We start from the raw sequence: 22,224 nt of genomic DNA on the forward strand, positions 1-22,224 counted from the left end.
GTCTGTATGCCTTAAAAAAAGAGCCTAATATCAATAATATTAGGCTCTGGTTATCTTACTAACTAAATAACAATGTCTCTTTTAGAACGTGTATTTAGTGTCGAGATAAAAGTAACGAGAACGGTTAGAGTGCAACTCACCTTCAAAACCAAATGCTTCATTGGCAAATGGAGGATCTTCATCAAACACGTTATTGATGCCAAGCCGTATTGAACTGCCTTCACCAAACACACCGCGATAGATACCAAACAAATTAACGGTGGTGTGCGAATCCACTTTCAACGCGTCGCCCGCGGCATTTGTTACCGTCGGTTCGGTGACAGAGCCAACGTAATTCACAAAGGTACTTGCGCCCCAGCGGTCGTCAGCACTGTTCCAGTTAAGTGAAGCTGACGCTCGCCATTTGGGTACAAATTCGCCTTCGATTTGCGAACCTACGGCCGAACCAAGCACGGAAGGATCAGCCCCTGCGGCTACCAGTTGCGCTGCGGCGTTGCCTGGCTCTTGATCGAAGGTGAGAATTCTTGCGCCATTGAGTTTCAGGTCATAAGAGCCTGTGTCGTTGTAGAAGCTGTAGTTCACGCCCAAATCAACGCCTTCAACGGTGCGCTTGTTGAGGTTTTCAAACCGGCGCGTAATGCGAAGAATCTCACCCAAAGGCTCGCCCTCTGCAGGTGCGGCGCGAATCACGTTCGGGTTAGACAAACCTTGAGCGCGCAATACCGCGTCGAGACGAGACTCGTTTTCATCGCTGAGTACACCCACGGTATCGGTGGTTTCGATCTCCCACCAATCGGCGGTAAGTACCAAATTATCGGTTGGTGTCACAACAATACCGAAGCTGAGGTTTTCGCTCTCTTCCGGTTTTAGATCTGCGTTACCCGAAGTTTCTAGAATGTAGTTACCGTTGGATGGCCCTTCATTGATGTCACCGGTGCCCAAGGCAATACCTTCGGCGTAATCGTCAACGCTGGTGGTAATTGAGGTTGCTGGGGAGTTCAATTGAATTAAATTTGGCGCGCGGAAGCCTTCTGAATAAGCACCTCTGAATTTCAGCCAATTGTTTACCTGCCAAGACAGTGCGAGTTTAGGACGGGTAATGTTACCGACATCGTCAAAGTCTTCGTAGCGAACCGCAACTTGAGCATCGAGGCTTTGAATCCCCGGTAGATCGGTTACTAGAGGGAGAATTAATTCGCCGTACAGTGAGAACACCGTGCGATCAGCTGATACATCGGGACGAACGCTGCTGCCTTGCAAACTGCTGACGTTGGTGACTTCGCCGGGTGCTAAATCCGTATCGAGTGGATCAATGAACGGCTGTGAGCCATCAAAAATAGCGCTGTTGTTTTCATCCAGTTCTTCTTTGCGCCATTCAATACCAGTACCTAAGGCGGCATCACCTGCGGGTAAGCTGAAAATAGCGGGGTTGGAGATTTTAAAATCCACCAACGTTAAGGTGGTTTTTACGTCGCGGGTTGCATCGACGATAAACGGGTCAATGCTGGATCTTGGGTTGACGGTTAAATCACGAATACTGGACGGATCAGCTGGATTAACACCGGTAAAAATATTGTAGGCGTCGGGGGTGTCTAGTGATAACTGAGCCTGTAGCAAAGGCGTGCTGATACGATTTTTTGCGGTATCTTCAACTTCGGCTTCACTGTAAAGCACCGCCGTATCCCAGCTCCAAACGCCCCAATCGCCGCGCAATCCGTTCAGGAAGCGATAGCTGGTGCTTTCCACTTCAATCCGTCTTGGTCCGGTATCGACTGGGCGAAAACTGTTTAGCTCAAAGCCCAGACCTTCTTCCGGCACAATGCTGGTATCTAGGCCAGGAAGACGATTTGGGTTGACGCGGCCATCGTCAAAAGTGACTGGACCGAATGGGTTGTAGTAATAATCCGCAGGCACATGAAAGCGACCGTTACTTAAAATGGCAGACTGTTCCCAGAAGCGTTCGGTTTTGGAATAGTAGTATGATGAGTCGTTGTAAAACTCTACGCCGTTATCAAACTCATGGCTTAAAAAGCCAAACAGATTAATGCGTTCAACGTCAGGCGTGAGTGTTCGGGTTTCATTGCGGTTTGGCCGCAGCGCACGGTCCTGACCACTGCTGTCGAGGCAGAGATCTTGTACGCCGTCGTTGTAGACCGTATCGGCACCCTCAAGCCCTCTTCCACCACAGTCGCCAACGCCCAAAACGCCGCCGCTGTCGGTTACTAAATCGAGTGGGCGAACGTGAAATAACCCTAAACCGTCGAAATCAACGCGAGCAAATGCTTCTAGACTGGATCGATTATCCAAACTGGTATCAGACCGGAATGCTTCCGGTGCTAACGGGCGTAAATCTTGGTTGCGTGAATAAGACTTTTCTGCGGCAGTAATGCCGTTTTTCTTGTCGTAACTGGCCGATACCGTAAGATTGGTTTGCCCTTCGTTGAATACAAACCCTTTCACGCCCGAAACGGTTAAATCGTCGCGGCTGGATGCTTCTTCGGTGCCCACCCGAATATTAAGTTCGCCGCCTTCGTAGTCTGTTTTGGCGACATAATTAACTACCCCGGCAACAGCATCAGAGCCGTAAAGAGCCCCTGCGCCATCGCGGAGTACTTCTACTCGTTCTAAGCCTAGAACCGGTAGCGTATTGGAATTCACGGAAGTGACTGGAACGCCGTCAATACTGGAAGTCTGAGTGATTGGGTGCAAAACCATGCGTCGGCCATTCAACAACACCAGCGTATTGCCTTCACCGAGACTGCGAAGATTAACGGATCCAACATCGCCACGAGCAGCATTGACCCCGGTAATTCCGCCGCGTGAAGCCCCGAATCCCACCGAGCCAATTTGAGGAATTGAGCGCAAAAGCTCATCGCCATCTAAAGCACCCGTTACGGAAATGTATTCACTGTCGAGAACAGTAACCGGTAAATCTCCAGCTACATCGACGCCTTTAATTTGGGTACCGACAACAGTGACTTCTTCGAGCTCGACATTGTCGCTGTTCGTCCTTGCGATTTCTTGAGCACCAGCCAGCGTACAGCTCATTGCCAACGCGCCGGCCACGGCGAGGGATAATCGATTTTTCTGAAACATCTTTGCTTCTCCCGTGTTTCCGATGCAATCGAACTTCCTTCGACAGCTACGGTCCACTTTTTTAATTAGTTATTGTGGTCGCTGATGTGCCTCATCAACTGATACTCATACTATCTAGAGCGCGTAAACCTTAAATGAGGAGTTAATGTCAGCTTGTGTCATTTTGTAAACAGGTCGCTAATTCACCTGCCTACCCCCCGATTTGATTAACAAGCCATTAACATTTACCGTTCAAATTCCCCTCGCTTTTAATTAGCTTAGATGCATATTTAGTCATCGAGAATTTAAAACAAACAAAACCATTGAAACTGAATTAATCAATAAATTTATTATTTGATTGGTTATTGAATTTTTCAGCAATAGATTTAGAAATGAAATTTTAACAAAGTAATCAGCGGATTTGTTTTATGACAATGGCCTATTTTTAGGTATTTATTTTTTGAAGTGACTGTATCGGAGTGACTATATTGAAATGATTGTATTTAACTAACTGTATTGAAGTGATCTTATTGAAATGGCTTTATTGACGTAATACTGTTAAAAATCGTTGAGATTTTGCTGGGATTTTAAGGGACCGTTACGGCCCCAATCGCGAAATATCATTTTTTAAAATACACAATGCATTAACAAATGCTAATGTGTTTCAACTTGTTTTTCTAATAGAAGTTCCATCATTGCTGTTGCTGCAAAATCAGCGACGTTAATTACCGCATTGCGCGGTGTGTGATCTCCAACCTCGTAGGTTAAAGCCGGTACATTCAAGTCTCTGTAGAACCAATTTTTTGAGACGCCGCGACTTAAATTGCCGGGCCGGTCTTCAATAAAGTAATCGGGAAATTGGTTGTTTATTCTGCCAACCCAACGATCAACAATATCGTAACGGTTCCCTGTTAGTTCACGATTTACGCTGTAAAAAATGTCTTTATGAGTGGAATGAAAGTCTAAGGCAAATCGAATACTCTGGCCCGGTTTGTTCGCCTCTTCCTTAAAAACGTTACTCGCGGCTTTAATTTCAGGCTGATAAATACTGTACCAATCCCGATTTAGATCGACGCCATTGATGTTATGTCGCCAGTGGCCATTAATAACACCGTCGGGATTCATTAATGGAATGATCAATGTTTTAACCTTTTCCCGATAGCGTTTTGATAGCTCGCTGTCGTCAGACAAGCGCCGCACAAACGCTAACTGGGCAATGGTGCCGGTGACTTCCGGTGGGTGTTGGCGGCCGATTAAAACCACGGTTTGTTTCGCTTTTGGATTGCCCAAGGTAAGCATTTCGATGGGTCGCCCCTGAACCGATTGGCCAATGATGCTGTGCTCAACAAACGTTTTTTGAGCGTAACGCTTCATCCAGAGTTGAATGTCTTGCGCTGAATAATTGAGTTCTTGAGCTGAAATCCATAATTTATCGGGCCCAACTCTGAGTTTTAGACTGGCTCTGCCGCTTTTAGAGACACTGTACTGGCGATCTGTAGCTGGCTGCCAGTTTCTTCCGTCATGACTTATTTTGGGGTGATAGCGATGGTCGCCGTCGCGATACTGGAACAACAGCGTTATTTTTTGCGGTTTGCTGGCAACCACATTGAATGAATACCAGGGGCTGTTATTAATTGGCGTATTTTCAGGCTCAATGCGTAGTAGAAATTTTCGCTTAGCCATTTGCTTAACGCCATTTAAGCGGGCAGAGTTAAAACGATTGCTAAATATGATTTGATCATTATTAAAACGAAATAATCGATGCTCAGGCTCAGAAACCGACGGTTGCGTAAGTGCATCAAACTCTGTGTTCAGATCAGCCAGAGCAAAAGATGAACAAAGAATGCTGAGCAATAAAAACCAACGCAAGCGCGTGTTACCTAATTTAGGCATGGATTAAACCTTTTTATTCGCCATTAAAAAAGGCGGCTCAAGGGCCGCCGAAGTACATAGAAATTTTAAAAAAAATTCTATGATAAGCTCTGACTAAGCTTCCTACTGCAAACTAGATAGTAATCAGCTAACGTAAATAACCGATGGGATGGTCATTACAATTTGTCACTTATCATTAATGAATTGTAAACGCGCAAAGTCTTAAGCGTATTTTCTCTGCGGATTAGTTGTAACCGAGCACGTAACACTTATCGTCTTCAGACTTTTCTGAGCGGGGCCGACCGTGACCGAAACGGTTCAAATTCTTTTTCGTACTGTTGCTCGCGCGCTGGCTAATCGCTTCTTTATGGCCATTTTCTGAGGGAGAGCCGATGTGCTTATAGTCTGAAACTTTCATTACTTTTACCCGCTACTTTGTGCTGCCAACGCCGTGGCCTTGCTCTATTATTTATTTATGGATTAGCAGTTAGGAATGAATTTATAACAACATATATAACAACAAGGAATTTGAAAAAAATATCAAATGTATCCAAGATATAATAATTCATGCATTATTGTAGATGCTTGAGAAATTCTGCCATTGACTGCTGAGAGGTCAAACTATAACAAGCAAAGCCGGGAAAACTATTACACTGCGGCAGCAGTATGTAAGAGTTGTTGAAATGAGATTAATCGTTTGTGAACAATAATAATGACTGAAAACATCCCTAGAATTTTAATCGTTGAAGATGAAGTTGCTAGCCTCAATTTATTGGCCAGTTACTTTGAAGCTGAAAATTATAAAGTATTTAAAGCAACCAATAGCGAAGAAGCCGATGTTATTTTGGCGAAAGATACCGTCGATATCATCCTATTGGACATCAATCTTCCCGGTAAAGACGGCCTTTCTTTAACTCGAGAAATTCGCAGCAAATCGGATGTGGGAATTATTTTGGTGACCCACAAAAGCGACGACATAGACCGCATTGTGGGTTTAGAGTTGGGTGCCGACGATTACGTCAGTAAACCGTACAACACGCGGTTGCTGTTCGCTCGCGTTAAAAACCTGTTACAACGGGTTAGAGCCAATCCGCTGTCGGGTCCAACCGGCCTTAAAAGCACCGAAGCTCTGGTCTTTAATCCGTGGACGTTACACGTTGGACGCCGTTTATTAGTTAATAGTGACGACGACAGTGAAGTTCAATTAACTGAAGGTGAATACAAGTTACTGATCACGTTGATCAACCATGCCGGTACTGTACTCAGCCGCGATCAAATCATGAATCGTATGGAGCGACGCGAGTGGTTTCCCACCGATCGAACCATTGATGTGATGATTGCAAGAATTCGGAAAAAACTCGGCGATGACCGCGATCATCCCAAATACATTAATACCGCTCATGGAACCGGCTATATTTTTATTGCCGACGTACGACCTGCCTAAATGGGCAGGATCGTTTACATCGTGTTAACAGCTATTAACCCCACAACATACTAAGGCAATAGCTCCGGCACATCCGCTTGCTAGACTGGTTCGACATTCTCAAACAGGTCGATAACCAATAATGGATAAGTACCAGACTGCTTCGAGTGCATCTAATTCAGGCTCGAAAGCCCTAGCCTCCCTCTTCCAGCGCCTACTGTCTCCTTCTTTGTGGGTGCTTATTGTCAGCATGCTGGCGGCCTTATTTGTGCATTATTCGGTTGAACCCGAGTGGCGTGAGCATAAAACCGTATACCAAGTTTATACTAATGATACAGGCGCTTTGGCTTATATGAATCGGGGCAAAGAAGTCTTGATTGGTACGCCCATTCCTTATGAATCCTCTACTTTGCGCCAGGAGGCTCTCGATACTCTTCAAGGTAAACCGAGTTCTGGGCATTGGGTTTCGGAGCCAGACAACAACGGCAATATCACGTATTCGTTTTTAGACGCAAAATTTCATTTTGGTTTTTGGTCGTTGTTGCCTGCTTTGGTGGCGATCTCGTTGTGTTTACTGACCCGCGAACCCCTTACCGCCTTGTTGGGCGGTATTGTCGTTGGCGCTTTCATGCTCGGTCGTTACGACATTACCGATGCTGTACTCATTCCCAGTCTTGCTACTGAAAGTGCTGCCGGTGTGCTCTTGCTTTATCTTTGGTTGTTGGGTGGACTGATGGGTATCTGGTCTAAAACGGGAGCCGCTCAAGCGTTTGCATCGTACATGACCAAACATTTTGTGCGCGGCCAACGCTCAGCCAAGTTAGTTACTTGGTTTTTGGGCGTTGTTTTTTTCCAGGGTGGCACCATGAGCACGGTACTGGTAGGTACCACCGTTAAACCTCTCGCCGATAAAGAAAAAATCAGTCACGAAGAAATGAGCTATATAGTTGATTCGACGGCATCGCCAATTGCCTCTGTGCTCGCGTTTAATGCTTGGCCTGCGTATATTCAAGCACTGATTTTTGTGCCCGGTGTTAGCTTTTTAGCAACAGAGGCTCAACGTCTACAATTTTTCTTCAGCAGTGTGCCCTTCAGTTTTTACGGTATTTTTGCGGTGTTGGGTACGTTATTACTGAGCCTCGGTATTACCCGATTTTCTGGTCAAGGCATTCGCAAAGCGCATCACCGCGCTAAGACCACCGGCCAATTGGACGCCGATGGTGCCAGACCACTCAGTTCGCGTGAGTTACAAATACCTCAAGTACCGGAGGGTTACACCCCGCATGTTTTGGAGTTTTTTCTGCCGATTATCGCCTTAATTGGTATTGCCGTTGGTACATTTGTGGCAACCGGTTCACCACAGGTGAATTGGGCATTTGGTTTTGCGTTGTTACTCGCTGCATTGATTGCGCTCAGCAAAGGCATGACACTGAATCAACTGTTAGAAGGTGTGGGCGAAGGTCTTAAGGGCGTGGTACTGGCATCCATTATTTTAATGTTAGCAATTACTGTGGGTGCTATCAGTAAAGAGATTGGTGGTGGGTTGTATCTCGTCGAACTGCTCGGCGGCACAATTCCCTACTGGAGTTTGCCATTTTTCTTAGTTTTATTAACGATGATTACAGCATTTTCTACCGGTACCAGCTGGGGAACTTACGCCATTGTATTTCCTCTAGCAATCCCGCTGGCCTGGGCGATTTCACAACAAGGGGACATCACACAGCCCATGTTGTACATGTCAATTTGTTTTGTTGCCGTTCTCAATGGCAGTGTTTTTGGTGATCAATGCTCGCCGATTTCAGACACCACAATTCTTAGCGCAATGACCACCGGCTGCGATTTAATGGATCACGTTAAAACACAGTTAATACCGGCGTTAATGGCAATGGCATTGGCGACATCACTGTGGACGTTGATCGTTTTATTCTTTGCTTAAAATAAGATGTCGATAAAAATTTTAATTTCTTACATCTGGTTTACAAGTCAGAAAAAACTGATCAACAAGTGTTGTCTATAATGAGCGCGTTTTAAATCCAGGTATAAAAAGTTATGATTGATCGATCTAAACACGTAGTGATTGTTGGTGCAGGCGTTATTGGCTGTACTTGTGCACTGGCGTTGGCTGAGCAAGGCTATAAGGTGTCTGTTGTTGATCGTAACAAATCAGTTGCACAAGGCGCTTCACAGCGCAACGGTTCACAGTTGAGCTACAGCTATTGTGACGCTTTGGCGCAGCCATCCATTTTAAAAACCATTCCTGGACTTTTGCTTAATAAAGACGACGCCTTTCGAGTAAGCTATTCACTCGACCCAGACTTTATTAGCTGGTGTTTGAATTTTCTTAAAAACTGCACTGAGAAAAAATTCCAACAAAACACCGCAGCAACGCTTGCCCTCGCATTAGAATCTAAGGGACAAATGTTAGCCTGGCAGAACAAATACAACTTTGACTACCAGCAACAACAAGTCGGCAAGTTGCATTTATACACCGATGCCGTCGCTTTTGATAAAGCTCGCAGAGCAAGCACTTTTAAAAATTCTCATGGTGCTCACCAAATCCCAATCGATGGTCAAGCAGCACTAGAAATAGAACCCGCCCTGCAACAAATGAATGCCAACATTATTGGTGCTATTCATTCGCCCGATGAAAGTGTTGGTAATGCAAATATTTTTTCAGAATTGGCTGTGCAAAAAGCCATAAGTATTGGCGGTGGTGACTTGTTTCTGCAAACGGACGTGTTGGATTTATCCGTCAAAAACGGTCAATGCCACGCGTTAAAAACCAGTAACGGTGATATTAACGGCGATATTTTCGTTTTTTGTACAGGTTATGAAAGCGACCAACTTGCAAAAAAATTGGCCGCAAAGCCCAAGGTTCAACCCATGGCCGGCTACAGCCTTACCTATCCGGCTGGACCTAATACACCCAAAGTCAGCTTAACAGATACCGACAAGCGCATGGTGTTATGTCGCTTAGGTGATCAATTACGAGTTGCAGGTATGGCGGAGTTGGGTAAGCATTATAAGGTGGCACCGGCAAAGAGAATTGCAACACTAAAACAAAATCTATTGGACCGTTTCCCTGACGCTGGTGATTATACGCAAGACGGCGAACCTTGGGTGGGAATGCGTCCCATGACTTGTGACAGCCAAGCGGTAATTACCAAAACAGCGCTAAAAAACGCCTATCTTAATACTGGCCACGGTATGCTTGGTTGGACACTGGCGGCAGGCTCTGCGCAACGTTTGGTTGAGCTTATCAAGCAATAATCGTACAGTAATTTTGAAGTGAATCAGAGGCTTCTATATTATTACCTTTGCGTTTGAATATTTTTCTGACGGAATGGTTTTAACTAACAATGCCAATGTTTTTAACACCGCGATAAAAGCTGAACGCCGTTTGTGAGATTTGACTCGCGTGCCTCTTGATCAAAGGTAATACATATAATCCTTTTACCTTTAGATAATAAAGTGTGTAAATTATCAGCACTTTCTAGTCCAAAGGAATTACTACTGTCTTGGCATTGGGAAAAACAATCCTAGCTTCTTGTGCTATTTCTTTTGAGTTAAAACCATTGAAGAATAAGTCTATAACCCCTTTATCTTTTAAAAAAAGGCTAATTACAGCAGCTTCTTGTATCAGCTCGACGCTGTCTTTCCGAATTTGAACAGTTCTAGGACCAAATGGCCAAGTGCCTAGAGAAGTAGTAATTTCAATTCGATCGTCAAGATCACGAAAAATCCTTTTCTCAATATTGTGATATTTTTTCTTTATATATCTTTGAGTTAAGTACGGCGTCAAAGATGCAATAAGAAAAGAACTCAATCCAGTTATTAAATATTCCAAGATGCCTACCCTAGTATCTCTGATGATTGGGCTAATTAAAGACGCACTGCGACTTCTGATTTGGCCCACTTGTTGTACGTTTTGAATATCATAACAATTATTTTAAAACGTCTTAAGTTTCTTTACTAATCTAGCCAGTTCACAAATATCTTCTTCTCGAATTACATCAGCCATTATTTTCATTTAGAGATGTAACTTTGCCGGTAGAAGTAGGTTGAGCTTTTAATACATCAAGTTGCCATTCTTTGTATTATCGGGAATTTTCTGTATTGAATCCCAATGTTCCACTATTTTTCCGTGTTCATCAAACCGAAAAAAATCCATAGTCACGTATTGATCATTGCCGGGCCAAATTTGGTGAGTATGCAATGCGACTAGATCGCCCTCCGCAACAGCTCGTATGAAATTGATAGATTTATCAGGATAATCTCTAGACATTTCACTGAAGTAATCTATAAACGCTTGTTTTCCATTTCCAACTAGAGGGTTGTGCTGAATGTATTCTGAGCCAACATAAAGCTCCACAGCCTTTTTCGGTTCACCAGAATACGCCATTTTATAAAACTCGATCGCATTCTGTTTATTTATTTGTAGATCTTGTTTCACCTAAACCACCTTTTTGAATTTTGGATTGTTGTATTCAAATATCAAAGAAACTCCGAATTTCCTTTACTAGTCTCACTGGATCTTCTTCGATAACCAAATGACCTGTATTAGGCACCGTCACAAGTTTGGAGTTTTCAATTTTACTTTGAAGCAAGTAAGCTTGTTCGCAAGGTATCCACTGATCTTCCTCTCCCCATAAAATTAAGACTGGCGCGTTTATATCAGCAAGTTTGTTTTGAAATTCATCTGTGAACTTTGAGTCTGCTTGCGCAATTTGTCTGTAAAATTCTGACTTTCCACACGTATATGTGAGTATAAAAACGCTATTTATGAGTATGTAGAGCTTATAAGGGGGTTACGGCTGTTTACTCTTAAGCGCATATATAGAAATTTATTCCTTGTACTTTCCTGCTAGCAGTTTCCCCTCCAGTTCTTTTTTACCTTGATTTTCATCTACTTTCACAAGTAAAGGAGTTGAACCAGCCGCGAACTTAGTATCGACTTTCCACCTAAAGTAATATGTTTTCCCAGCTTCCACGTCTAATGTATGCAATTCTTTGAATTCTGGATTTGAGTTTGTGCGTATGGCGCCAATAGCTTTTATAGCATCGAGAAGTGCACTACTCGCAGACGTTGGGGCATAAAGCGGGCTCACTAGTCTAGCAGCGCTAAAAACGACTTTGCCAGGTGCGACCGAATGTGCATAGTAGGTGTTATTTGAGATGACGGCTAAATTTTTTCCGTGATCAGCTAATATCCATGAGTTGGCAGAACCAGTAAAATTGTTTTCTCTGTAGATAAAAATTAAAGCTTTAGATGGTTCAATGCTTATTTGGTTTGAGTCAAAAACCGGGCCTCTCGGCTTTGAGGCGCAGCCGCACATGAAAATAACTAATATTAATAAGGTGATATTTTTCATACAAAGATCTTTAATCATTGATTAGAGTTAGCAGCCTAAGCTAGGCGATCGCTAGTAAGTCCAACCCAAACTGTTGGCCCGTGAAGTACACAAGTTCTGCCACTCCCTGAAAGTCTAGCTCTTCGTGGTCGGCGTGTACTTGAGCAATTTGTTAATCGTTTACCCCAGAAAGAGATCCAAAAAATAGAATAGAAATAATAACACAAAGAATGACAATAATTTTTGAGCGTTGGTACTTGCAAGCTAATTGGTATAAATTTGGATCACTTATTTTTGAAAGCCCTTTCGATGAAATCCACTTGGATAACTGTGTTGAGTAACCTGAAACTTCACCCATAGCACTGCCTAAATGAAGCTCATTCCACAGGCTAGGATGATTTAAAGCTATGTGTTTTACGATTTTATGACGAGCTATAACCCATTGGCTTGTGCCATAAATAGGTACAACAATAATTACAGCTAAAATTAGAATTTCCACATTACTATACATTTAAGATTGTTATAAATTGTTTCTTGTAGTTGATTGTCTTGTGATTACATAGCCTTAAATCGCAAAACCAGTCATGGAAAAGACATCAAACCTCGGGATCTGGTTAGCACTGGTTACTCCACAACTGTTTACATTTAAAACCATACTTAATAAGCTCATCGCTTACTAACTTTGATTCTTTAACATTTTCAGTAAAAAAGCATGATTCTTCATTTTTAAGAGCTTTATCGATAATATTTTTTGAATCTCGCATATTTAAGCCCGATTTAGCTTTTATCAGTTTTACTGCAGCCACCTTATTAGCACCTTTATGCCAGCCATATACAGAGATCTTTTTAGTCAGCTCACCTAATGGATCACCGCATGACTCGAATGCCTCGACATATTGCTCTGTGGAATACGCTGAGCCAGTTTCAAAAACCGTGCCTGTTTTTTTACATACTAGAAGCGGCCCAAAACCCACACTCATATCTCCAAAATAGCGAGACTTTATAAAATCCTTACTTTGGTAGTAAAAAGCAAAGCAAGTAGGAAATTCTTGAGTTAGCTCATTCATTAATGAGAAATTCTCTGATTTTTCGACTATTTTCCTAGTAACGATCTCTTTTGCTTCGATTTTATTCATGATTCTTAAGTGTTAATGATTCCAACAGTAGCCGAACACAGTATGGACCAACGCACACACTGGCGTCGGTGATTAGATTTATTTTGAATTTTAGATTCTTGGCACATTATCCATAAACGTTACAATTTCATTAGCTACATTGCCTAGCGCTTTAGCAACGGCTTCTAGTTCAGCTTTTTTAATAGTTTCACTAAAGCTAGTATCACTTGAAGATTTTATTGCTGTGAAATTCTCAGTGCTTACTACCGACTTCACAATAATTCCCGAACGAATATCAAGAAGCACTGCCTCAACAGAGCAATACGATTTGTTTTCGTTGGGATCGATAAATCTGTATTTTTGATAAGATTGACATGAGCTTCTGTAGGCGAGTAATAAATCTGCTTGGATGCGTGCAGCAGCTTCTCTTAAAACGGGTACGGTTCTTTTTTCCGAGACCAGCATTGCTGGCAAAAATGAAGCATCATATACTCGGCTCGTTGCTCTAAGTCTAGTAATTAGTGATTCAACCAACGAGTCGTTCAACTGCGTAAAATCATTTGAGTAAAACCGCCAATAATTATCGGTGCTAAGCTTCAAGATTGCGATTCTGTTCTTTTCAGGAAGTTTTACTTGATAATTTAATAGTTCGTTTATCTTTTTATCATCATCCCCAAAAATAACACCCTCAACCAGCCCATTATTGGATGTTGTGGATGTTTCTTTATGGTAGCTTCCAGGCCGATCGACTGATCCAACGGTGGCGCAGGCCTGAAGAAGTATGCAGGCAATGACTACATATATTATTTTCATATTTTTCCTTACTTAATATTTATAACGCTTGGATAAATTCAAGGCGCGTGGCGACTTTTGATTTACCCACTTGTTGTACATTTCGACTACAAGAATTACATTTACTAAGCCTTAATTTACCACGAAACTGCCGGGCCTGAGAGCGAAAATTCACTGCAAATCAACCTGGTGACAGAAAACATCGGTTGAAACATTAAATATTCAATAATGATTAACTTGACCAAAGAAGAACAACCAGAAAAGTGTATGAAAATTGGAAATATCATGTAACACTTTAGTTTATTGAAATTTCAGCAATAAAGAGTTTCAATTGTGAAAGACAGAAAAGTAAATTAAAGCAAAAAGAGTTTTACGGAGTGCGTAAAATGCGCATATAAGCGGTGGAGTAAAACAGATTTCAGCAATCGATAGGGAATGTATTTAACGTAGTTCTCATACGTATTGAATTGTATTTGAGAGGAAGTTTATCAACTTTTATTAGACAAAAGTTTTCTAATAAAAATAGCTTGCTCGTCAGTTATAGCACATGAATAATTGAACAGATCTTATTCTAGAGCATTTTCTATGACCGATAAGAAGCTTATTTGAGATTTTCGCTATGAGTTAATTTTAACGCCGTATTTATCCATTTCTGTGCCGCAATTCTTACAAGTCAAGCCACCCCATAAAGCTTGCTTTAAGTTAGTAGGTTTACGGATTTTTGGCATGACCTCTTTGCAATTAGGACAGCATACTTTCTCTAGGTTGATACCTATTTTTCCGTTTCTTGGCCAATGTTTTAGAAATAAACGGCTTATTAGTACTATAAGTATTGAGGCAATTACTATTATTGTTAAGTCATTCATAGGTAAACTAAATACTCATAACGAATATAGAAAGGTTTCTGTTTAAGCATTCGACAGTCTATGCTTATTAGTGGCACTCACTGTTATTCTCTACTGAAAAATAGTACTTAGCGATAAAATTTGGGGCCTGCGGAGGTGCAAGTAACTTTGAGTACTAGACGTTGAGTGGCTCATATGGATATTTTTTATTTGTTTAAAAGCCATCTTGGCATTCTTGAAGCGTACCGGATGAACTCATTTGTATACTTAATATTTTATAATCAGGTACATAAAGTTTAGCGGTAATGTAGGGCAGCCCGGTGCTTTCATCTAATTTATTTGAATTTGCCCATCCAACTAAAACAACTTCTTCAGGTCGGGAAGAAGACAATTGAGAAGCTAAATTTAGAGCAGCTTCCCCATTTGTTTTGATAGTCCTAATTGCTCCGCACTCATGATCACAATTTCCAGTGGCGCATTCTGGAGTGTCTAAGTCTTCATTCTGGCACGCTGGATTCCAACTAAAAATTAGCGACCCAGCCTCAAGTGGGGTTGTGTCCTTCTTTTCAGAAAGTTCACTTACGCCATACAGAATAAAGCCGAAACTCTCCAAATAATTTTCGTCTATCCCACAATTTTCGCTAGCAAAACAAAAGCTACTGAGCGTAGAGATAAGAAGCAATAATACGTAATTCTTCATGGGTATCTAATGCCGTAATTTGCACTAAAAGTAGCGAATCCGCAACATTGCTTTGCTATGAGACTCATACGCATGATTGCCGCCTAACATCAACAACACTCAAATCAATTGTACGAATTGCCTCATCAAACCGCTCTATTCCTTTTGCTTTTATCAAATCGTATTCTGCTCCATGAATTGGCACAACCCACAATAAACTGACATGCTGTAACCCAATATTAAAGCAGGATAATTCTTCAGGCTCTCCAGATGGCTCGTCGAACAACAAGGCTTTTGGCCAACCGGCAGGTGCAAGTGGACTTTCTGGTACCAGTGTTTCAGCTTTAGCATTTCTGCCAAGAGTTTGTAGCAAATATGACGAAATATCGAATATGTAGTTTTCTATAGTTCAGATTGCTCATCTAGAATATAAGTAGGTATCGCTAAAAATAGTTCAGTATTACATTGCTTGCTATTCGACATGGTACACGCTGATAAGCCAACGGTGGCATACCTTTGAATCAACTCACCTGGAAATGTATAAAGCTCAACGTTTTCTTCATCTTTAGACATGATTCGACGAAACTCGGGCATGCCCCAATACTTTATGTAGTTAGAGAGGATTATTGACCTACGGATATCAAATTCTAAACTCATTTTATCAATCTACTTTTCTGATAACGCTGTGGTAAATTGCGGGTATTTAGTTGATTTTTTCGCGATAACTGGGCGACAGTCACCAAAACAAGCGACGGAACAACCGTTAATTTGACTACCTCGTTAGCTCTGTACCGCCAAAAATACAAACACAGCCATACAACCTATAAACCAGACAACGTGACCCTGATATCCACGATACAAGACGGACTGATTCGGACGTTTGGGATTGACATAGATAGTTATATTACTTCCCTTGACGATACCCGACAGCATTTTAGATGCGTTGCTATAGTTATTAGACCAAAGGTCACCATACTTAATCTTACTACCTTTATAAGAAGAGCCCATGTATGAGTAATGATATTTTATACTAGGCTTACTCTCCTCGACTCCGTCATTTACCCGAGTATCGATACGGACATCCGTAACTTTTGCTGTATGTGCCCGCCAATTATCGGAGGCTCTTCCTTTTAAAATCTGATAAATTTCATATAGGAATATGAAAAGCGTTATACACCAAAAAATAACCTTCCCATATATTCCGAGTTCTATTTTCATACTTTTTAGCTAGTGAGCTCTTAATTGATTTAATTGTTATGTGTCGGTATTACTGGCCTTGATTTGCCTTCCAACCTTCAACTCCACCTTCAAGGCTCTGTACAGAGATTCCTGCCTCATCAAGAATATGAGCGACCTTTTGGCTTACCCACTTTCCGGCAACGCAATACACAACGACCTCTTTGCTCTTATCAATTTGTGCTATCCAGTCAGGAATATTCTCAGGGTTTTTGTATTCAGCTCCCGGAATGAGAGTAGGATCATCTTCGAAATCTTCGTGCAAACGCACATCCAATATTACGACTTCGCCGCTTTCCTGGAGTTTAGCCAATTGGTCAACAGTCAGAGACTTACTGTATTCGGGCCTGAAATCGTTTCTGAACTCGAAGTCTTCGATCTGGCTCAAGGCTGCAGAAGAGACTATAGATACGATGATTCCTAATATGAACTTTTTCAATGTTTGTTCCTTCGCGTAGTAGGATATTTAGATGAGATACATAATGCCCTGCCAACAGATCAGGGTTGTTGGTTGTTTATACTATTAAAACACAAAATGAGCGACGCAATAGAGAGTCAAACAGCGCCAGCTGATGGTTGCGTAGTTTGTTATGGGTTGCCGCGAGCCCCCGCTATTTGCCAACCCTTAAAGCAACCCACAACCATGCCAATACAACCAATAAACAGCCCCCAATTACCTAGATAAATAGCAATTGGCGCTATCATCAAAAAAGACAAACCCATAAAAGCAGATAAGAACTTAAGGCCTCCGATAGAAAAAAGCCCGCCATTTTTATTGGGTCGATTTAGTAATAGTCGATAGGATATTAAACCAAACCAATATGTGAAAAATAATAGAGCTAATCCACCAATAACGGTTACATACTTCAATCCGCTACTTAAAGTGAACTTGAAAAGTGAAATGATAAATATCGCTGTGATAAAAGCAGTTACGAGACCTACAATGACTTCAATAAATCTTCCTGGAGGTTCTTGATATTGATTCATTACGATTACGCATCATGTCTGCAATAGAATTTGAAACCCACAGAATAATTATTCCGTGTGATTGCGTTTGTTATAAGTAGTCGCCAGTTTGAACTTGCTCAAGCTGATTAGGATGCAAATCAAAATAACGCTCTCTCACTTTACAGGAGCTAGCATCAATTGTTTCTAGAGTACTAGAGCTACAAATTAGGAGTCTAAATGGTGATTTTTGATCGTGATTTGTACAACCCCAATCGTATGAAAACTTGGATTTTCTCGTGCATTTGTATTTGCTATTCATCTCGAATCTAAACACGGATTTTTTGTCGCCTCGTGAGGCAAGAATGTCAACGTGCGTAGAACTTTCCAATTGATTGAGAACCAATATATCCCAAGTTTCGCTGACAACTCCCTTTGTTTGCACTTTGCTAGTCAAATTGGCACCGTTTTCTGCAAAGATTCCCACTTATCAACAATAGAGAGAATCCATTTTTTATTTCTAAAAGTTTAAAAGGCCCCGATACGATTGTTAAGCTTGCTGTTAAAGAAGCTGCCCTAAATCTAATTGAACTTAAATATACAAAGTTAGATTTGTAATGCGTTACATAGGAATTAATTTAATACAGCTTTCGTAAATTGCTTTCAAATTGTTTCACAATAGGATCATTGCAAGCAAATTGGCTCTGTATTTGTTCGACACCTCTTACCACTTGCAAACGGTAGTCAGGGTAACCTGAGTTTAATAACATACTTGCCAATCTAAATGCTTCTGGGTTCATTGTGCCGACTTGCCTAAAAACATGTGCAAATTCTTTATTGACTTTATAAGTATAGATTTTGGAAAATCCATTAGTACGCCACATTTCAACACCAAGCATATTTGTTGCAACCAAGCCAGGAACCTTTTCTTCTACACCAAAAGTTTCAGCATCACTGCGCAAGCATTTTGCAAAGCGGTTTTCATAGTGAAATAAGTATTTAGCTGATACTGAGTCATGAATATTAAGAGCACTGAGTGCTTGACTAATGATACCACCGAGAAGACCCGGGTTATTATTGGTGGCCAGTGCATATAGCTTTTGCAGACTTATTGCGTAATTGTTATTGGCTTGTTTAACAAGCTCAAATTCACCGTGGTAAATAGCATTTAAATATTTATCTCCCGCTAAACCAGTGAACGGGCCATTCATATTAAATTTTGGTGTATAAACAGTCGATGCTAATTTTTGTTGGTGATTGTATTGTCTGACTTTTGCTATCTGTTCGTTACGTTTTTGTTTCGCTTCTCTTAATGCTTTACTTTTTTGTTTTTGTGCGTGTCTTGTAATCCATTGTTCTCTTGCGGTGACATTGCCAAGATTTTGTGTTGCTTGTATGTTCCCAGATCCGTCAATACTTCTAATGAGAGCAAGCCCAATAACGGATACTGCCTGTCCTTTGTGCTTGCATAGCTTCTCAAAAGTATTAACGGTTTCATTGACTAAGCTTTGAAGATTATTTTGAAAGTGCTCATAGCTTGAAGGATCGTTAATTTCATAACCCGCCTGTACCGATACACGCATCTGTGGTAAGCAAATGGACTGTTTGAGGATTAAACCACTAATAGGGCCTTTGTCAGTCATTACGGATGCAATTTTCAGGTAGCCATTGCCCATGTTTTCTAATGACGAAAACGGACCTTTAGCGTTTGCGAAATAACCCGCACTCAAACCTAACAATAAAATGGCTAAGTGAATAAGTTTGTAAGTATTCATAATATACTTGGCCTTTGCCTCTTATAAATCGGACTAGCTTCATTTAGGAGTTGGGCTACGTTTTTAACTGAGTGATTGTTACCGTGTATCAATAGTTATAAATCAAAGGCGTCGTCCATTAATTGTAAAAACAATAAGCAAATTCTGGACACATAATGCCCTCATAAAAGGCTAGCAACTTGTTGTGAGTCCAGCGTACATAGTGCACGATTTTTGATGGCTTTGTTATGAATTTTTACATACTCATAGCCCATAAAGGAATTTCAGGTGCCGCTGATCGGCGTGTTCCTATGTTTGAGCTAAACGTGCACTATTATGGAACTAAAAGTCTCTAGGAACTTGGGTATTTGAGGACGATAAACCATTTTTACTTTGAAGTTTTTATCTGATTTACACGAATTAAGCAGCTTACAAATTTACCACTTTTCTTATGCTGCCTAATAGCGACTGCATCTTCATTCATTCCATGATACGCCTCAACAATATGTGCCTCTGCTCCATTTTCATTGATTACTCTACTTTGATGTATAACGCTACGTTAAATGTCGAGCTGACAAGCGAGTCAGCACGCTGTGTTAGCTCTTATGCTTTAGTGTTTATAAGTATCAATATCAACGAAAGCACCAATTGCCCCCAAAAATTCTATTGTTTCGACTTCAAATCCAATTGCAGGGGTAGAATGCTCTTCATTTCCTGAAAAGGTGAGAACTATCTGAAATCGTGGTTCCACCTTAAATAGGGTTTTGGCCGCTATTATTAGGTCTAATTTAGGCTGAAGGACACTAACTATTTGAGCAGACATTTTAAATATGTCGATATGCTCTTTAACAATTCGCTCTGTTGATAATTCCCATGAACTCATATTGGGAAGCTTCCCAGGAATTTTTGATCCCTTTCGCTTGATATTTGTGGGCTCCAAACCAAGAAATTCGGTTATCTCTTGTGGATTGAAGTCATCTCCATCAAAGGCAAAATAAACACGCCCTTCATTGTTTTCCACTCTGTTCTCCTTGAGAGCTAACGCCGCAGTACAACGGATAGCACCGAGACTGTAGCGAGAATTCACATTTCGTATTTCTACCTTAACGCTTTGCATTGCGGCGTGCGTTAGCGCATCCAACGGATGGCCAAATTCTTTGTGGCCGGAACGAATAACAGCAACTTGTTAGTATTGGGTTCACTTATATTCTTTTGATATCGCAAAATTCATAACTGCAAATGTCGTTTTAGGAGTTGGAGACTCATTGTCATTGATAACGTACTTAAATTGTCTAACGGCCCCATTGCAGATTTATCAAAAACAGATAATGGACTTGAATCAATTACGCTGATGTTCTCAGTAATTCCACTTTTAGATATGTTATATTTAACTGCGACCCACCCTTCTATTCCTTTAGACAATTCTCTTCTAGGATAAAGAGGTTTGGCATGAACAGTTTTTTTCCAATTTACTTTCGTATTCGGATCTATAAAGTAAGACAAGCTTGGTTTGGGTCTTGGTGGAGGCTGTATAGCATTTGAAATACAGCCAGATAGCATTAATAATAGAACTATTACAGCACTAAACTTGATCACAAAATCCTTACTCGATAAAAACACTTGCGACGCGGTACGAGTTCGGCACAGAAAGCGCGATTTTTAATGGCCTTGGTAACGCTTTTTTCTGCGTTAAAATACACTCTTAAAAATACAACTACTGTCGCCACTTTCTACAGCAAACTCTGATTCCCAGATTGAGTTAACGTTAATACCGCAATAGCCAAATAGAACTGACTTACCAATAGTTATATAGGATAGTTCGAATTCATAATCTTTATATGACTTCGTTTTATTAGCGATTTGAAGGTCGAGTTCAACAACCTTACCAAGCAAACTTCTGAGAACTAGTTTATCGTTCTCGGATAGCACTGACTTACCTTCAACTATTATAGTGAATTCACAATTATCCACTTCAATGTCGTAACAAAGATCACTTTCATCTACGTACCAACCTTCTTCCTTGAATCCCTCTAGGAAGTTAGGCGGATTCTTTTCATTAAGTGTATGTATATTGTTGATCATAATGTAGTACATAGCTTTGTTAAAACTATTTATCTGTATAGTAAACCACAAATTTTGTTGATCTACTTTCAATGCCAGATATTAGCTTATAGGTCCTAGTAATATTATGGCAATATACCGGTTTGTAGCTGACTAAGTATTTAGCAAAATCATCTGCGCTAAACCATACCGAGTTTTCATTACATTTAGATCCAGAGCTGACTAAACAATAAAGATTGGGATGTCTAGGTTTGTTTCCAAATGCTGACTTTTTGGCAGGTTGTGACTTATCTGGTTTAGTCACGTATTTCGACGAATCAACTGATAACGTTGAGTATTCTCCTTGCTCATTTTTGCAAGATAAAGCTACTTCTGAGAAAAGAAATCCTGAAAGTAAAATAAGTAAAGTGTATCGATTCATAGTGAGTTTTAACGCCTCAATATGGGGAGCACATATGCGTGGCTATACTTAGAGGAGAATGAGCGCAAGCCGTGCGTTTTGTGTTCATATCATAAGTGACTTGTTAGCAATTTAGCTAAGACAAACACCCGTTTTACCGTGCAAAAGAGGAACGGGTATATTAGGGTTTTCAACCTGATAGTAGATTGACAATATTTGCCATTTGTCACCCGCTAAATACAGTTGGATACTATTTACACCAACAAAGTCAGGATCAATTTGATCTCGTCGGTAGCGACTTTCCACTACGCTATAGACATGAGCAAACCTATCGTAAATCTGCATCTTTCTTGCTACTTCACATTCATAAAAACCTGTTTCAGACTTTTTATCCAACATTTGAACAAAATCGTTTGCTGACCAAATTTTTAGTTCGGGTGAATCGTTCTTTGTACTTGCTCCATATATTACAGCGTTAGGATGTAGTAATTCTTTTAACTTAGTAATATTCGGCTTTTGTTGAGGATCACTAGAAAGAGACTGCCATAGTTGTTGCACTGCATTTTCTGGGCTGGTTTCAGCTAACAAGGATGCCGAGAGGAATAGAGAAAAAATCAGAAGGTATTTCATTTTAATGCTTCACCATTTTGGTCTATCTATAAATTTCAAACCAATT

At 41.0% G+C, this 22,224-nt stretch carries 23 protein-coding genes; 3 read left to right on the plus strand and 20 right to left on the minus strand.

The features are described from left to right. Window positions 1-81: 81 nt before the first annotated feature. The 3 genes from LU361_RS15435 to LU361_RS15445 all read right to left on the minus strand — a co-directional run bounded on the left by LU361_RS15435 (window position 82) and on the right by LU361_RS15445 (window position 5,365). Complete coding sequence (locus tag LU361_RS15435) at window positions 82-3,096, minus strand: TonB-dependent receptor domain-containing protein (RefSeq protein WP_233089784.1); 3,015 nt, start codon at window positions 3,094-3,096, stop codon at window positions 82-84. A 633-nt stretch (window positions 3,097-3,729) separates the two neighbouring features. Then, window positions 3,730-4,968, minus strand: a complete 1,239-nt coding sequence (locus LU361_RS15440; RefSeq protein WP_233089785.1) for a M14 family metallopeptidase — start codon at window positions 4,966-4,968, stop codon at window positions 3,730-3,732. 223 nt (window positions 4,969-5,191) lie between these two features. Continuing rightward, a complete protein-coding gene (locus LU361_RS15445) occupies window positions 5,192-5,365 on the minus strand; it encodes a hypothetical protein (RefSeq protein WP_233089786.1) in 174 nt (57 codons plus the stop codon). A 294-nt stretch (window positions 5,366-5,659) separates the two neighbouring features. Between LU361_RS15445 and LU361_RS15450 the strand changes: the two genes are divergently transcribed. The 3 genes from LU361_RS15450 (at window position 5,660) to LU361_RS15460 (ending at window position 9,640) form a co-directional block, all read left to right on the plus strand. Continuing rightward, on the plus strand, window positions 5,660-6,391 hold the full coding sequence (locus LU361_RS15450; protein ID WP_233089787.1) for a response regulator: 732 nt from the start codon (window positions 5,660-5,662) through the stop codon (window positions 6,389-6,391). A gap of 121 nt (window positions 6,392-6,512) precedes the next feature. Then, window positions 6,513-8,306, plus strand: a complete 1,794-nt coding sequence (locus LU361_RS15455) for a Na+/H+ antiporter NhaC family protein (RefSeq protein WP_233089788.1) — start codon at window positions 6,513-6,515, stop codon at window positions 8,304-8,306. Window positions 8,307-8,419: 113 nt separating this feature from the next. Continuing rightward, window positions 8,420-9,640 (plus strand): FAD-dependent oxidoreductase, encoded by a 1,221-nt coding sequence (locus LU361_RS15460; RefSeq protein ID WP_233089789.1) that lies wholly within the window; start codon window positions 8,420-8,422, stop codon window positions 9,638-9,640. A gap of 223 nt (window positions 9,641-9,863) precedes the next feature. Here LU361_RS15460 and LU361_RS15465 read toward each other — a convergent pair whose 3' ends face one another. The 17 genes from LU361_RS15465 to LU361_RS15530 all read right to left on the minus strand — a co-directional run bounded on the left by LU361_RS15465 (window position 9,864) and on the right by LU361_RS15530 (window position 22,178). Continuing rightward, window positions 9,864-10,217, minus strand: coding sequence for a hypothetical protein (locus tag LU361_RS15465; protein ID WP_233089790.1), 354 nt, complete (start codon window positions 10,215-10,217; stop codon window positions 9,864-9,866). Between the two features lie 222 nt (window positions 10,218-10,439). Beyond that, window positions 10,440-10,823 (minus strand): nuclear transport factor 2 family protein, encoded by a 384-nt coding sequence (locus LU361_RS15470; RefSeq protein WP_233089791.1) that lies wholly within the window; start codon window positions 10,821-10,823, stop codon window positions 10,440-10,442. A gap of 34 nt (window positions 10,824-10,857) precedes the next feature. After that, on the minus strand, window positions 10,858-11,160 hold the full coding sequence (locus LU361_RS20390; RefSeq protein WP_350338023.1) for an alpha/beta fold hydrolase: 303 nt from the start codon (window positions 11,158-11,160) through the stop codon (window positions 10,858-10,860). A 54-nt stretch (window positions 11,161-11,214) separates the two neighbouring features. Then, window positions 11,215-11,742 carry a DUF2846 domain-containing protein gene (locus LU361_RS15475; RefSeq protein ID WP_233089792.1) on the minus strand — a complete coding sequence of 176 codons (528 nt, stop codon included), beginning with the start codon at window positions 11,740-11,742 and terminating at the stop codon, window positions 11,215-11,217. A 151-nt stretch (window positions 11,743-11,893) separates the two neighbouring features. Beyond that, window positions 11,894-12,220 (minus strand): hypothetical protein, encoded by a 327-nt coding sequence (locus LU361_RS15480; protein ID WP_233089793.1) that lies wholly within the window; start codon window positions 12,218-12,220, stop codon window positions 11,894-11,896. Between the two features lie 115 nt (window positions 12,221-12,335). Next, on the minus strand, window positions 12,336-12,857 hold the full coding sequence (locus LU361_RS15485; RefSeq protein WP_233089794.1) for a hypothetical protein: 522 nt from the start codon (window positions 12,855-12,857) through the stop codon (window positions 12,336-12,338). 90 nt (window positions 12,858-12,947) lie between these two features. After that, window positions 12,948-13,649 (minus strand): hypothetical protein, encoded by a 702-nt coding sequence (locus LU361_RS15490; protein ID WP_233089795.1) that lies wholly within the window; start codon window positions 13,647-13,649, stop codon window positions 12,948-12,950. Between the two features lie 1,038 nt (window positions 13,650-14,687). Next, a complete protein-coding gene (locus LU361_RS15495) occupies window positions 14,688-15,173 on the minus strand; it encodes a hypothetical protein (RefSeq protein WP_233089796.1) in 486 nt (161 codons plus the stop codon). 64 nt (window positions 15,174-15,237) lie between these two features. Next, complete coding sequence (locus LU361_RS15500) at window positions 15,238-15,525, minus strand: suppressor of fused domain protein (protein ID WP_233089797.1); 288 nt, start codon at window positions 15,523-15,525, stop codon at window positions 15,238-15,240. Window positions 15,526-15,932: 407 nt separating this feature from the next. Further along, on the minus strand, window positions 15,933-16,370 hold the full coding sequence (locus LU361_RS20395) for a DUF3592 domain-containing protein (RefSeq protein WP_350338020.1): 438 nt from the start codon (window positions 16,368-16,370) through the stop codon (window positions 15,933-15,935). A gap of 49 nt (window positions 16,371-16,419) precedes the next feature. Continuing rightward, window positions 16,420-16,827 (minus strand): rhodanese-like domain-containing protein, encoded by a 408-nt coding sequence (locus tag LU361_RS15505; protein ID WP_233089798.1) that lies wholly within the window; start codon window positions 16,825-16,827, stop codon window positions 16,420-16,422. 149 nt (window positions 16,828-16,976) lie between these two features. Beyond that, on the minus strand, window positions 16,977-17,375 hold the full coding sequence (locus LU361_RS15510; RefSeq protein WP_233089799.1) for a hypothetical protein: 399 nt from the start codon (window positions 17,373-17,375) through the stop codon (window positions 16,977-16,979). A gap of 596 nt (window positions 17,376-17,971) precedes the next feature. Next, on the minus strand, window positions 17,972-19,108 hold the full coding sequence (locus tag LU361_RS15515; protein ID WP_233089800.1) for a hypothetical protein: 1,137 nt from the start codon (window positions 19,106-19,108) through the stop codon (window positions 17,972-17,974). Between the two features lie 589 nt (window positions 19,109-19,697). Continuing rightward, window positions 19,698-20,108 carry a DUF4279 domain-containing protein gene (locus LU361_RS15520; RefSeq protein WP_233089801.1) on the minus strand — a complete coding sequence of 137 codons (411 nt, stop codon included), beginning with the start codon at window positions 20,106-20,108 and terminating at the stop codon, window positions 19,698-19,700. Between the two features lie 206 nt (window positions 20,109-20,314). Continuing rightward, window positions 20,315-20,647, minus strand: coding sequence for a TonB family protein (locus LU361_RS20400; RefSeq protein WP_350338024.1), 333 nt, complete (start codon window positions 20,645-20,647; stop codon window positions 20,315-20,317). A gap of 129 nt (window positions 20,648-20,776) precedes the next feature. Then, window positions 20,777-21,169, minus strand: coding sequence for a hypothetical protein (locus LU361_RS15525; RefSeq protein ID WP_233089802.1), 393 nt, complete (start codon window positions 21,167-21,169; stop codon window positions 20,777-20,779). Between the two features lie 511 nt (window positions 21,170-21,680). Continuing rightward, window positions 21,681-22,178, minus strand: coding sequence for a hypothetical protein (locus LU361_RS15530; RefSeq protein ID WP_233089803.1), 498 nt, complete (start codon window positions 22,176-22,178; stop codon window positions 21,681-21,683). Window positions 22,179-22,224 lie beyond the last annotated feature (46 nt).

This window comes from Sessilibacter corallicola (assembly GCF_021290925.1).
Classification (GTDB): domain Bacteria; phylum Pseudomonadota; class Gammaproteobacteria; order Pseudomonadales; family Cellvibrionaceae; genus Sessilibacter; species Sessilibacter corallicola.

Coding starts and splice junctions, on each gene's coding strand:
- LU361_RS15435 (WP_233089784.1), bottom strand. CDS start 3,096: ATGTTTCAGAAAAATCGATTATCCCTCGCCGTGGCCGGCGCGTTGGCA.
- LU361_RS15440 (WP_233089785.1), bottom strand. CDS start 4,968: ATGCCTAAATTAGGTAACACGCGCTTGCGTTGGTTTTTATTGCTCAGC.
- LU361_RS15445 (WP_233089786.1), bottom strand. CDS start 5,365: ATGAAAGTTTCAGACTATAAGCACATCGGCTCTCCCTCAGAAAATGGC.
- LU361_RS15450 (WP_233089787.1), top strand. CDS start 5,660: ATGACTGAAAACATCCCTAGAATTTTAATCGTTGAAGATGAAGTTGCT.
- LU361_RS15455 (WP_233089788.1), top strand. CDS start 6,513: ATGGATAAGTACCAGACTGCTTCGAGTGCATCTAATTCAGGCTCGAAA.
- LU361_RS15460 (WP_233089789.1), top strand. CDS start 8,420: ATGATTGATCGATCTAAACACGTAGTGATTGTTGGTGCAGGCGTTATT.
- LU361_RS15475 (WP_233089792.1), bottom strand. CDS start 11,742: ATGAAAAATATCACCTTATTAATATTAGTTATTTTCATGTGCGGCTGC.
- LU361_RS15485 (WP_233089794.1), bottom strand. CDS start 12,857: ATGAATAAAATCGAAGCAAAAGAGATCGTTACTAGGAAAATAGTCGAA.
- LU361_RS15490 (WP_233089795.1), bottom strand. CDS start 13,649: ATGAAAATAATATATGTAGTCATTGCCTGCATACTTCTTCAGGCCTGC.
- LU361_RS15495 (WP_233089796.1), bottom strand. CDS start 15,173: ATGAAGAATTACGTATTATTGCTTCTTATCTCTACGCTCAGTAGCTTT.
- LU361_RS20395 (WP_350338020.1), bottom strand. CDS start 16,370: ATGAAAATAGAACTCGGAATATATGGGAAGGTTATTTTTTGGTGTATA.
- LU361_RS15510 (WP_233089799.1), bottom strand. CDS start 17,375: ATGAATCAATATCAAGAACCTCCAGGAAGATTTATTGAAGTCATTGTA.
- LU361_RS15515 (WP_233089800.1), bottom strand. CDS start 19,108: ATGAATACTTACAAACTTATTCACTTAGCCATTTTATTGTTAGGTTTG.
- LU361_RS20400 (WP_350338024.1), bottom strand. CDS start 20,647: ATGCTATCTGGCTGTATTTCAAATGCTATACAGCCTCCACCAAGACCC.
- LU361_RS15525 (WP_233089802.1), bottom strand. CDS start 21,169: ATGATCAACAATATACATACACTTAATGAAAAGAATCCGCCTAACTTC.
- LU361_RS15530 (WP_233089803.1), bottom strand. CDS start 22,178: ATGAAATACCTTCTGATTTTTTCTCTATTCCTCTCGGCATCCTTGTTA.